Below are 12,729 nucleotides of genomic sequence, written 5' to 3'. Positions count from 1 at the left end.
GCGGTAGCAAAGCCAGCAGCGAAAGCAGCAGCGAAGCCAGTCGCCAAAAAAGCGGTAGCAAAGCCAGCAGCGAAAGCAGCAGCGAAGCCAGTCGCCAAAAAAGCGGTAGCAAAGCCAGCAGCGAAAGCAGCAGCGAAGCCAGTCGCTAAAAAAGCGGTAGCAAAGCCAGCAGCAAAAGCAGCAGCGAAGCCAGTCGCTAAAAAAGCGGTAGCAAAGCCAGCAGCGAAAGCAGCAGCGAAGCCAGCGGCAAAAGTTGCGGCCAAGCCAGCAGCGAAAGTTGTAGCTAAGCCTGCAGTAAAAAAAGCAGCGGCCAAGCCAGCAGCGAAAGCAGCAGCTAAGCCAGCAACGCCAGATGCTAAAACGGTCGTAAGCCCGACAGCAGCATGGCCATTCCCTACAGGCACACGTCCAGCGTAATCGGATCGCTTGTACGCCTGAATTTCAGGCACAATACCCACTGCGTGACATTCACCCAGTGGGTTTTTTTTAGGGGTTAGAACAGTGTTGTATGGAATAGTGAGTTTTGTCGTTGATACGATTGCTGGTTTGTTCGCAGGTTTTCTATTGCTGCGGTTCTGGATGCAGGCACAGCGAGTCAGGCCGCCTATGGGGTTGGCACAATCCATTTTTCAACTGACAGATTGGCTGGTGCATCCGATTCGCCGCGTGATCCCAGGGTTTGCAGGTTACGACTGGGCTAGCGTGATTGCGACTTTTTTAGTCGCCTTGGTATCGGTATTAATCGATGTTCTGCCAACGTTTCAGCTCTCTTTTCCAGCGCTGGGTTTGCTGGCTTTGTTCAGAATGCTGCAATGGATATTGTATGGTTTGATGGCCTTACTGGTGCTGGAAGCGGTCTTTAGCTGGGTCAATCCCAACGCACCGTTTGCACCGTTTATTCGAGCGCTGAATATACCGATATTATCGCCAATACGAAAATTATTGCCCCCTTTGGGAGGCATTGATTTTTCACCCATGGTTGCGCTGATATTGTTGCAGGTGCTGAATCGATTATTGAGCGAATTATTGCCAAGAATCTTATTGCTTTAACCCAAAGATATTTGCAACTCAAGCCGGCGCTGGTCCGGTTGACTGGCGCATGATCAGTTCTGTTTGCAGCATTTCTCTTCGGAATGGTAACTCTGCATTCAGAATCCGGTTGACTAACACCCTTGCTGTCAAAACACCGATTTCATATTTGGGCTGCGCGATGGTGGTCAATGGCGGTGTGCTAAACGAGGCTAGCGCAATATCATCATAACCAACCACCGATAATTCATCGGGAATACGCATTCCAGCTTGCTGCGCCGCACATAAGCCGCCAATCGCCATTAAATCATTACTGGCAAAAATCGCGGTGGGACGATTAGGCAGTGCCAGCAATTGCTGAAATGCGCTAAAGCCGCCTTGGCTGGTGAAGTCACTATGCGCAAGGTAATCGCTGTTGTAATCAACTCCCGCCTCTTTCAAGGCGCGCAGATAGCCCGATACCCGATCGCCACTTGGTAACAAAGTCTTAGGGCCAGACACACAGGCAATGCGGCGATGGCCCAGATCGAGCAAATATTTCGTTGCCAGATAACCGCCTTGCTCATGATCAGCTTCAATAAAGTCTGCAGCAACACCGGGAACTTCTCTATCGACTAATACTTTGGGGATGGCTTCATCTGCGAGTAATTGCGTCAGTTCCAGGTCAATGCCTGAAGATACCAGAATCAATCCGTCTATTCGTTTTTCCATCAGCACGCGGGTGTAGGCGGCTTGCTTTTTCGGATCATCGTAAGAGTTGCACAGGATGATGTTGTAGCCTAAGCGAAAAGACTCGTCCTCTATGCCTTGGATGACCTCGGCAAAGTAGGGATTGGAATTGTTGGGGATCATCATTCCCAGGGTTTGCGTCTTATCATTCTTAAGACTGCGTGCCACAGCACTGGGAATATAACGTAGCTCCTGGATCACTGACAGCACGCGTTCGCGCGCATCTTCACTGACGACCCGGGTGTTGTTGATGACGTGAGAAACCGTAGTGGTGGAGACTCTAGCTTTCTCTGCGACCTGCTTCATTGTTGCCATAAAATTAGATCCTTTCTCTATGTGAATTATGACGCATGAATTACAGAAAAGGGTACTTTTAAAAAAATGGCAATTTTATTTTAATCTAGGACTTAGGCAGAATTGTCCCAGCAAGGCTTAGCGACGACGATAGTAATTTTATACAGCTAGGAGCTACAAGGCAGCTCGGGCGGTTTTGCGTTAGTCTTATAATCAACAATAAGTGCATTGCAGATGTGTTAGTGGAAGAGTGGAAATTTGATCTCATCACTACGCCAATATTGCCGATGTCGTTCGGCATGTGTTATTAGATCTGGTACGCAAATGATGGCAAGCAGCTTGATTTTTTATCTAGACCAATTTGATTTAAGTCAGTCTTACAAGGATGATTAAAATATACTCCCCATAAAAATATTAGAAAATGCCGTATTGTCCAATCATTCTCTGGACAACTAATATATACAGTAAGGGAGTATATTTATGCGGAATAAGTTATCTGCACTTTGTACTCGTTGAATTCAGCTAAGAATTGCCACACAAAATCGGACAGCAAAGACCAGGTTGTGTGGCGAGCATCGACAACACCTTCTTCAACTTTCTGGAATTATTTGGTCGCGGGAGTAATCGCCAACCCCGCCAGCACCATATCAACGATCAGTTTTTCTGCATCATCAAAATCCTTGCGACTGAGCTGCTTGCGATTCATGACCAGGTTCATTTGAGTCGCAAAGTCTGCGTAGGATTGCGTCATCGCCCAGATGGCGAAGAGTAAATGGGTAGGATTAACTGCGGCAATTTTGCCTTGCGCTATCCACTTCTCAAAAATCTCTATGTCTTTACGCAGCAGCGGCACGACTTTTTTACGGATATCTGCGCCGTATATTTTTGCTCCGCCTATCACTTCCATGGCGTACACGCGCGAACCCCAGGGCTGCTCGCGTGAAAATTGTAGCTTGGCGACGATGTAACTACGCAGCAATTCTTCTGGCTCGCGGCTATCATCGGCCAGGCTGTTCATGCGTTCTAACCATACATTCAAAACATCATCCAGCACCCGCTGATACAACACAGGCTTGCTTGGAAAGTAGTACAGCAGATTTTGTTTGGATAGGCCAACTTGTTCGGCAATGGTCGCAATTGAGGTGCCTTCGTAGCCGCACTCAGCGAATAGCCGTACGGCCTGTTCCAGGATTTCTGTTTCTAATTTGTCCCGGTTGATCAGGCGCCGGTTGACTTTAGTCGTGGCGGTTTTGGATTTTTCGGCGATAGATTTTTCAGTGTCCAAGAGTGTCATGGCAATTTTTTAGAAAAGTACTGAGTTGTTCGGATTGGGTATAAGCCACGTTGAAGCGAAACCAGATCGTATTGCACGCATCTAGCGTAAAAAACTCACCGGGCGACAACAGGATTCCCGCTTTGAGTGCCTGATCGGCAATCAGTTTGCCATTGAAGCTAAGTGTGGGTGTCGTCTCCCAGCCGGCACTAATAAACATCCCGCCGCGAGGTTTAGCCAACATCGTCATGCCGGCTTTTTGTAAGTTGCTAATGCTGCTTTCGCGTGCTGTATCCAGCTGGCTGATCAGCTTTTCCAGCATGCGCCGGTAGGGACGCGCAGTGATGGCGTGCAGCACAGCGCGCTCATTGATCTCTGATGTGGTCAAACCCGTCAACATCTTGACGCGGACCAATTCAGAAATGAGTGATGCCGAGGCTGAAATCGAGCCTACTCGCAAGGTTGGTGACAGTGTTTTAGAAAAACTACCAACGCGGATAACCCGCCGTAAGCCATCCATCGCTGCCAGAGAAGGATCGCTGCGCGCACTTAGGTCGCGGTATATATCATCTTCCACCACCCAAAAATCAAAACGCTCTGCCAGTCCCAGCAGACGATGCGCCTGCGCATGACTGAGTGAAGTCCCGAGTGGATTTTGCAGCACGGTATTGACGAACATCAGTTTGGGCTGATGGCGGGTCGCTTTCTCTTGCAGTACATCAAAATCCAAACCGTGTTCGCCACGCGGAACACCAACGGGGATGCATCCATGATGGCGTATCAGTGACAATAAATTGCTATAGCCGGGATCTTCAACAAAGACGCAGTCACCCGGTTTGGTCAGGGTGCGCAAGATCAGATCAAAACCATGGGTTGCACCATGCGTCAGCACAATCTGATCGGGCTCGACGGCGAATAGTTCATCCGCCAGGGTGCTTGCCAGATGTTGTCGCAGGCTGGGAAATCCTAGAGGATTGCCATAGCCACGTAAGCGCGAAGCAGGAATACGCATCGCGTGACGGATTGCGTCCAGAATCGTCGATTCGCCATACCATTCCGGCGGCAGCCAGCCAGAACCGGCAGGTAGGGCATCCGACACACCGGTATATAAATCGGGACTGAGCGCGTCAATATTCAGTAGCAGTGGTGCTGGCAAGATTGACCGTGCTGCAGGGATTTCACTGCGCGCTACAAAATAACCAGAGCCGCGACGCGATGACAATAGGCCCGTTGTCAGCAAACGATCATAGGATTCCACAACAGTAAAAGTGCTGATGCTATTGGATTTAGCAAATTGCCGGACAGAAGGCATTTTGGTCCCAACACGCAGCTCGCCGCTGTTCACCAACTGCGTAATCGACTCCACAATCTGATCCACCAAATTGCCGTGCCTGGTCCGGTCCAGAGTCAGGATGGGCCAGGCTGATGCACTACTGCGGATGGTACATGGCGTAGACAGATTGTCTGACTTTGCCACTCCTGCATCTTCCATCTTTCGCCTCCATTTTGGTCTAATCAGTTACCAGCTCACCGCAATACGTCGTGATATCTGAACTTAACTGTAGTGCTACGTCAACCTGTACGGTTGCTGATTTTTGAGCAAGCTGTATCTGTCGGGATTCTCATCCTGCCGCCTACTATTGCACCATAGTTTTACCACATGGTAAATAGTTTTTCCAAATTCAGGAGTGTCTTATGTATGAATCCCGCCCTAATGATATGCATCCATTTTGGATGCCGTTCACAGCCAACCGCGATTTTAAAAGTAATCCCCGGCTGATGGTCTCAGCTAAAGGCATGCACTACCGCGATGTCGATGGCAATACGATACTGGATGGTACGGCGGGTTTGTGGTGCGTACCGTTGGGACATGCACAGCCTAAACTGGTCAAAGCGGTACAAGATATGGTCGCTCAACTCGATTTTGCACCGACCTTCCAGATGGGGCACCCCTCCGCATTTGAGCTGGCAGAGCGCTTGATGACTTATACCAATCATCGCTTTGGACAGGTGTTCTATACCAATTCCGGTTCCGAGGCAGTGGACAGTGCCTTGAAGATGGCACTGGCTTATCACCGGGCTCGTGGCGATAGCACCCGCACCCGCTTGATCGGACGTGAGCGTGGTTATCACGGCGTCGGATTTGGCGGCATGTCGGTGGGCGGCATTGCGAATAACCGCAAAACTTTCGGCAGCCTGTTGCCTGGTGTAGATCACTTACCACACACCCACAATCTGGAAAAAAACGCTTTCACTCGTGGTGAACCTGAATATGGCGCGCACTTAGCCGACGAGCTAGAGCGCATTGTCGCTTTGCATGATGCCTCCACTATCGCCGCTGTGATTGTTGAGCCGCTTGCCGGTTCGACTGGTGTCTTGGTTCCACCCAAAGGCTATCTCAAACGCTTGCGCGAACTCTGTACTAAGCACGGCATTTTATTGATTTTTGATGAAGTGATTACCGGCTTTGGTCGTCTGACGACGCCGTTTGCATTTGATTATTTTGATGTCGAACCAGATCTGGTAACAGTCGCCAAGGGATTAACCAATGGCGTCGTACCAATGGGGGCGGTATTTTCTAAAAAACATATCTACGACACCATGATGCAAGGGCCGGATGGCATCGAGCTATTCCACGGCTATACCTATTCTGGCCATCCTCTGGCATGTGCTGCCGCACTAGCAACACTAGATATTTTTGAAGAGCAAAAAGTGCTGGAGCATGCCAGCAGCCTGACTGACTACTGGGCTGATGCAGTGCATTCCCTCAAAGGTTTGCCGCATGTGATTGACCTGCGCAATCTGGGTTTGATTGCTGGCATTGAGCTAGCGTCTATCCCTGGCAAGCCCGGCGCACGTGCTTTTAATGCTTTTAAGCGGGCATTTGCCGATGGCATTTTGATCCGCACCACCGGTGACATTATCGCTTTATCACCACCACTAGTATTAGAGAAATCCCATATCGATGAGTTGTTTGGCAAGCTTGCCGCTATTTTAAAAACCTTAGATTAATGAAGCGAGTGTCTGATTGTGAACCCATTATTGAGTCCTGAATTGCGTCCTGAATTGAATCCTGAATTGAATCCTGAATTAAGTATTGAAACCATTCCCCATTTCATCGCAGGTGCACGTGTGGATACTGATAGCGGTCGTTATGCCGATGTGTACAACCCGGCTTTGGGAGTACCCATCGCGCGCGTGGTGATGGCGTCTTCCGCCGATGTGGATAAAGCCGTTGCCGCAGCAGCGAAGGCTTTTCCCGCATGGGCAAATACACCACCGCTGACACGTGCCCGCGTCTTGTTCCGTTTTTTACACTTGATGCAAGAGAATGCAGACCGCTTTGCCGGGATACTCACTCGTGAGCATGGCAAAACCTTTGCTGACGCGCAGGGCGAGGTTGCTCGCGGTATTGAAGTGGTCGAATTTGCCTGCGGCATTCCACATATGTTGAAGGGGGAATTCAGCGATCAGATTGCACGTGGGATCGATGCTTGTTCATTCCGTCAACCATTGGGTGTTGTAGCTGGAATTACGCCGTTTAATTTTCCGGCCATGGTGCCTATGTGGATGTTTCCTATCGCGCTAGCCTGCGGAAATACATTTGTTCTAAAACCCTCTGAGCGCGATCCTTCTGCATCCATTTTGCAGGCAGAACTATTGAAACAAGCCGGTTTGCCCGATGGCGTATTCAATGTTGTACAAGGCGACAAGCTGGCGGTAGATGCTTTGTTGGATCACCCGCAAGTGCAAGCGATTAGCTTCGTCGGATCGACTCCTATTGCAGAATATATTTATACGCGGGGTAGCGCTGAAGGCAAGCGCGTACAGGCGTTGGGTGGCGCAAAAAATCATATGGTCGTCATGCCGGATGCAGATATGGACATGGCTGTGGATGCCTTAATCGGTGCCGCTTATGGCTCTGCTGGCGAGCGCTGCATGGCGATTTCTGTCGCTGTTGCAGTTGGCAATGCTGCCGATCAGTTAGTTGCAGCCTTAGCTGAGCGCACTCTTGCGCTCAAGATTAACGACGGTATGGCAGACGGTGCAGAAATGGGGCCAGTGGTCAGTCTGGCGGCTAAGCAGAGGATAGAAAAATTGATCGGACAAGGTGTAGAGGAGGGCGCCACGCTAGTGGTGGATGGACGCGGTTACCAAGTCAGCGGGCGTGAAAACGGCTTCTTCGTTGGCGGTACATTGTTTGATCATGTGACTTCCAATATGACCATCTATCAGGAAGAAATTTTTGGGCCGGTTTTATGTGTTTTGCGGTTGCCAGATATAGCAAGTGCCGTAGATCTGATTAACCGTCATGAGTATGGCAACGGTGTTGCCATCTTTACGCGCGATGGCGGGGTAGCACGCGAGTTTGTGCGTCAAATTCAAGTTGGTATGGTTGGCGTGAATGTCCCTTTGCCGGTACCGATGGCTTTTCATAGTTTTGGCGGCTGGAAGCGTAGTCTGTTTGGTGATCATCATGTCTATGGGCCGGAAGGTGTGCGTTTTTATACACGCTCCAAAGCCGTTATGCAGCGCTGGCCGGATGCAAACAAAGGCCTTGCTACTGCCGGTGCTGAGTTTGCATTTCCACAAATGAAGTGATCATCCTGCGGCGCAACAATATCTCGTGGTAACTAGCAGATAAGCAGCAAGCAAGTAGCTGGTAATCAGTTGGTAAGTAGCAAAGGAGTGGTAAGTCAATAGCGGATGAGCAGTGCAGCAATAGTGCAAAAGTAGTGTGCTCAGTTGGTGCAAGGAAAATCGTTTATGTATCAAAATAAAGCAGGAATTTAACAAAAAACTATTAAGAACGAGGAAAAGCGGCAGAGTATTTGTTTTTACCAAGTGGTAAATATTGGCACGAGGTTTGCTAGTAATCTGATATAAATCGGTATCCGCAATCGGATTTCCTATATGCCGGACTTGCACTTTGCCTAATGCTGTAACAAATGTGATCTGTAAAACTGAGCCATAACATAAGTGAGCCTGTATTCATTTGGGTCAATAGTTTTCCAGTAAAAATGACGTGTCAAAACACCGAGTAAAGACCTAAGTAAAAACCTAGGTACTAAAAATTAGGAATGCAATCATGATTGAAGTCTTAAGCAGATTGACCAAGCTAGAGCACCTCGGACATCCGACTGCCAGCAAAGAAGAGCTGGCAAGCCGGTTCACTGATCTGGTACCCGCACTGACAGCGCGCCAGGCACTAATAGAAAGCCAGCGCTGCCTGTATTGTTACGATGCGCCGTGTACCCGTATCTGCCCGTCAGACATTGATGTTGCTAGCTTTATCCGCAATATCGCTAACGAAAATATCAACGGTGCAGCAAAAACTATTTTGCAAGAGAATATTTTCGGTGGCAGCTGTTCACGTGTCTGTCCTACCGAGATTTTGTGCGAGCAATCCTGTGTGCGTAATCATGACGCTGAGACACAGCCAGTCAAAATTGGTCTTTTGCAGCGTCACGCCATCGACAACATGCAGTTTGACAAACATCCTTTTGAACGTGCAACTGCGACGGGACGCACGGTTGCTATCGTGGGCGCCGGACCGGCAGGTCTGTCCTGCGCGCACAGACTGGCAATGTTGGGTAACGATGTCGTAGTGTTCGAGTCGCATGCAAAAGCAGGTGGTCTAAACGAATACGGTATTGCTAAATACAAGTTGCCAGATGATTTTGCACAGCGCGAAGTCGAATTTTTATTGGAAATCGGCGGTATCACGGTTCAATACGGACAAACTCTGGGCGTTAATTTAAAGCTCTCTGATTTACGTCAGCAATATGATGCTGTATTTTTAGCGCTAGGACTTGGTGCAAGCCGAGAGCTTGGTTTGACAGGCGAAGATGCCGCAGGCTTGCTCTCGGCAGTGGACTATATCGCTGAACTCCGTCAAGCCGATGATTTGAGTAAATTGCCACTGGCCTCTCGTTGCCTGGTGATTGGTGCAGGTAACACCGCAATTGATATGGCAGTGCAGATGGCACGATTAGGTGCCGATGATGTAACCGTGATTTATCGGCGCGGTACAGAGTCCATGTCCGCCACTGAACATGAGCAAGATATCGCCAAGGCACATCAAGTGCGTTTGAAAACATGGGCACAACCACAACAAATATTATTGGATGAAGCGGGTCGCGTACGCGGTATGCGTTTTGAAAAAACCCGTATGGATGGTGCTCGCCTGGTCGGTACAGGAGAAAGCTTTGATATCGCTGCCGATGCTATTTTTAAAGCGATTGGACAATCATTAGATGCAGCATCGATCAATGATGCCCTGGCTGTGGAATTAGAAAAGCAAGGCGATAAAATCCACGTGGACGACAGCTTCCGCACCTCGGTTTCGGGCGTCTATGCTGGGGGTGATTGTGTCGCGCCGGGACAAGACTTGACGGTGCAGGCGGTACAGCACGGCAAGCTCGCCGCAGCTGCAATTCATCAAGACTTATTGTCCAACTCACTTTCTAAAAAAGAGGCTGCATAATGGCCGATCTCAGCATTAATTTCGCCGGTATTAAATCTCCAAATCCATTCTGGCTGGCATCTGCGCCACCGACCGACAAGGCATATAACGTGATCCGTGCTTTTGAAGCAGGTTGGGGTGGCGTCGTCTGGAAAACCTTAGGTGAAGATCCAGCACCAGTGAATGTCTCTTCCCGCTACTCTGCCCATTTTGGTAAAAATCGTGAAGTCATTGGCTTCAATAACATTGAACTGATTACTGACCGTAGTCTGGACATCAACCTGCGTGAAATTACCCAAGTCAAAAAAGACTGGCCGGATCGCGCAATGATTGTCTCCATGATGTATCCATGCGAAGAGGCGATCTGGAAAGCAGTTTTGCCCTTGGTCGAAGCGACCGGCGCTGACGCGATAGAACTCAATTTTGGCTGCCCGCATGGTATGCCAGAACGTGGCATGGGCGCTGCCGTCGGTCAAGTACCCGAGTATGTCGAAATGGTCACGCGCTGGTGCAAGCAATATTGTTCTTTACCTGTCATCGTCAAGCTCACCCCGAACATCACTGATGTCCGCATGCCTGCGCGCGCTGCACACAATGGCGGTGCAGATGCAGTCTCTTTGATCAATACGATCAACTCCATTACCTCAATCGATCTGGATAATATGGTGGCCCGTCCCATTGTGGGTGGTAAAAGTACACACGGCGGTTACTGTGGATCAGCTGTCAAACCAATTGCACTCAATATGGTCGCAGAAATCGCACGTGATCCTGCTACTCAGGGTTTGCCGATTTCTGGTATCGGCGGTATCGGTAACTGGCGTGATGCTGCAGAATTTATAGCCCTCGGAGCCGGTTCTGTACAAGTTTGTACTGCTGCAATGTTGCATGGTTTTCGTATTGTTGAAGACATGAAAGATGGTCTGTCGCGTTGGATGGATGAAAAAGGCTATGCCACGATAGAAGATTTTCGCGGTAAAGCTGTTGCCAATACGACGGATTGGAAATATCTGAACATGAACTTCAAGAGCATCGCTCAGATCGACCAGGATAGTTGTATCCAATGCGGTCGCTGTTACATCGCTTGCGAAGACACTTCACATCAATCCATTTCACAACTGATTGCAGACAACGGACAACGTAAATACGAAGTCATCAAAGAAGAGTGTGTTGGCTGTAACTTATGTCAGATTACTTGCCCCGTTGAGAATTGCATTACGATGGTCGCGGAAGAGACGGGCAAACCTTATATGAACTGGACGCAGGACCCGCGCAATCCTAGAGCGGAGAATCTGGTCAAGGCATAAATCAAGCTGTCCTTACTTATTGATTTTAAATACAGCATTTAAATACACAGGTCTTAACATATGGATTGCGCTCTTTAAAGGCGCAATCCTTTTGCATTGACAGGCATCCTCAAGATTTTAAGTAAGTCCAACTGAAGGAGAGGTAAACGTGAACAAGACCACCGCAAGCAGCGCACTCTGGAACGAAGATCTGGCACCGACGAGCGAGAGTCAGCGTACCTGGCGCTGGTATCACTTTGCCGCATTGTGGGTGGGCATGGTCATGTGCATACCCGCCTATACTTTGGCGGCTAGTTTGATTGAAGGTGGCATGTCTGCATCGCAAGCGGTGGTAACGGTTTTTCTTGCTAATGCCATTGTGCTGGTGCCTATGCTGCTGATCGGACATGCTGGTACCAAGTACGGTATTCCTTATGCGGTGCTGGCTCGTTCTTCATTCGGTACCAAAGGTGCACGCTTGCCAGCATTGATGCGCGCGATTGTGGCATGTGGCTGGTACGGGATTCAAACCTGGTTTGGTGGCATGATGATTTATACCTTGGCAGGTGTGTTGCTCGGCCATCCTCTGGGCGGCGATAAGATCGCTGGCCTTGGTATTAATGCGGCGCAGTTCGCGTGCTTTTTAGTGTTTTGGGCGATCCAGTTCTGGTACATTTTTCACGGTATGGATTCGATTCGTAAATTAGAAACTTATACCGCGCCTTTGAAGATCGTTATTTGCTTTGTCTTGCTTGGCTGGGTCTATAGCAAAGCGGGCGGCTTTGGACCAATTTTGGATCAACCGTCACAGTTTATTGAGGGAGGCAAAAAGGCCGGACAATTCTGGACTACGTTCTGGCCTTCACTCACAGCAATGATAGGCTTTTGGGCGACATTGGCATTGAATATTCCCGACTTCACTCGTTTTGCTAAAACTCAGCGCGATCAGCTTATCGGTCAAAGCGTGGGTTTGCCAGTGCCGATGGCATTGTTAGCCATGCTGGCGGTGATTGTGACTTCTGCCACGGTAGTTTTGTACGGTAAAGCGATTTGGGATCCGGTTGATCTTGCTAGTCGTATGACAGGTGTTGCGGTATTGATCGCTCTGTTGATTTTGTTGATTGATACTGTCAGCGTTAATTTAGCCGCCAATCTGGTTGGTCCTGCATATGATTTTTCAGCACTCAACCCTAAACTAATTTCCTATAAAACGGGTGGCTACATCACAGCGTTTATCGCGATTGCCATGATGCCATGGAAGATTTTAGAATCAACCCAAGGGTATATTTTCACCTGGTTGATTGGCTACTCAGCGTTGTTAGGACCAATCGCCGGTATATTAATAATCGACTATTACTTTATTCGTAAAACCAATTTGGATGTAGCTCAGCTCTACCAGGAAAACGGCAAATATTCTTACGGCAACGGCTGGAACATGGCAGCGATTGTCGCCTTTGTAATCGGTGTTGTGCCCAATATTCCCGGATTTTTAAATGCAGCATTTCCCACATCCTTCCCTGATATTCCGGGCATATTAAAAACAATTTATACCTACGCTTGGTTTATCGGTTTGGTGTTATCAGGCTTAGTATATTTAGTCATGATGCAGGGTAAATCGGATCAGGTAGTGGCTGTACTGCAACCTACTAAATAAT

The 12,729-nt window shown here is 48.9% G+C and carries 9 protein-coding genes and 1 pseudogene; 7 read left to right on the top strand and 3 right to left on the bottom strand.

What is annotated here, in order from left to right; translation table 11 throughout:
• Together AAKU64_RS01855 and AAKU64_RS01850 are read left to right on the top strand one after the other, a co-directional pair.
• Positions 1-417: pseudogene (locus AAKU64_RS01855) on the top strand (histone); the annotation flags it as partial.
• A 99-nt stretch (positions 418-516) separates the two neighbouring features.
• The gene (locus tag AAKU64_RS01850; RefSeq protein ID WP_354361231.1) at positions 517-1,050 is read left to right on the top strand and encodes a YggT family protein; all 534 of its coding nucleotides are present in this window, start codon (positions 517-519) and stop codon (positions 1,048-1,050) included.
• Positions 1,051-1,068: 18 nt separating this feature from the next.
• Here the strand turns inward: AAKU64_RS01850 and AAKU64_RS01845 are convergent, their stop codons facing one another.
• From AAKU64_RS01845 to AAKU64_RS01835, 3 genes are all read right to left on the bottom strand, one after another.
• On the bottom strand, positions 1,069-2,073 hold the full coding sequence (locus AAKU64_RS01845) for a LacI family DNA-binding transcriptional regulator (RefSeq protein WP_354361229.1): 1,005 nt from the start codon (positions 2,071-2,073) through the stop codon (positions 1,069-1,071).
• Between the two features lie 583 nt (positions 2,074-2,656).
• Positions 2,657-3,346, bottom strand: a complete 690-nt coding sequence (locus AAKU64_RS01840) for a TetR/AcrR family transcriptional regulator (protein ID WP_354361227.1) — start codon at positions 3,344-3,346, stop codon at positions 2,657-2,659.
• Complete coding sequence (locus tag AAKU64_RS01835; RefSeq protein WP_354361225.1) at positions 3,327-4,817, bottom strand: aminotransferase-like domain-containing protein; 1,491 nt, start codon at positions 4,815-4,817, stop codon at positions 3,327-3,329. The genes AAKU64_RS01840 and AAKU64_RS01835 overlap by 20 nt, the downstream gene beginning before the upstream one ends.
• A 203-nt stretch (positions 4,818-5,020) precedes the next feature.
• Between AAKU64_RS01835 and aptA the strand changes: the two genes are divergently transcribed.
• The 5 genes from aptA to AAKU64_RS01810 all read left to right on the top strand — a co-directional run bounded on the left by aptA (position 5,021) and on the right by AAKU64_RS01810 (position 12,728).
• On the top strand, positions 5,021-6,337 hold the full coding sequence (gene aptA / locus AAKU64_RS01830; protein WP_354361223.1) for an omega-aminotransferase AptA: 1,317 nt from the start codon (positions 5,021-5,023) through the stop codon (positions 6,335-6,337).
• A gap of 84 nt (positions 6,338-6,421) precedes the next feature.
• The gene (locus AAKU64_RS01825) at positions 6,422-7,927 is read left to right on the top strand and encodes a CoA-acylating methylmalonate-semialdehyde dehydrogenase (RefSeq protein ID WP_354329587.1); all 1,506 of its coding nucleotides are present in this window, start codon (positions 6,422-6,424) and stop codon (positions 7,925-7,927) included.
• A 487-nt stretch (positions 7,928-8,414) separates the two neighbouring features.
• Positions 8,415-9,812 (top strand): NAD(P)-dependent oxidoreductase, encoded by a 1,398-nt coding sequence (locus AAKU64_RS01820; RefSeq protein WP_354361221.1) that lies wholly within the window; start codon positions 8,415-8,417, stop codon positions 9,810-9,812.
• The gene (gene preA / locus AAKU64_RS01815) at positions 9,812-11,095 is read left to right on the top strand and encodes an NAD-dependent dihydropyrimidine dehydrogenase subunit PreA (RefSeq protein WP_354361219.1); all 1,284 of its coding nucleotides are present in this window, start codon (positions 9,812-9,814) and stop codon (positions 11,093-11,095) included. The genes AAKU64_RS01820 and preA overlap by 1 nt, the downstream gene beginning before the upstream one ends.
• A 148-nt stretch (positions 11,096-11,243) precedes the next feature.
• Entirely contained in the window at positions 11,244-12,728 is a 1,485-nt protein-coding gene (locus tag AAKU64_RS01810; RefSeq protein ID WP_354361217.1) for an NCS1 family nucleobase:cation symporter-1, read from the top strand.
• Position 12,729: the final 1 nt, after the last annotated feature.

This window comes from Undibacterium sp. GrIS 1.8, assembly GCF_040544445.1.
GTDB lineage: Bacteria > Pseudomonadota > Gammaproteobacteria > Burkholderiales > Burkholderiaceae_D > Undibacterium.
The sequence above is the reverse complement of the archived record's forward strand: the minus strand, read 5'-3'. Positions and strand labels throughout refer to the sequence as shown.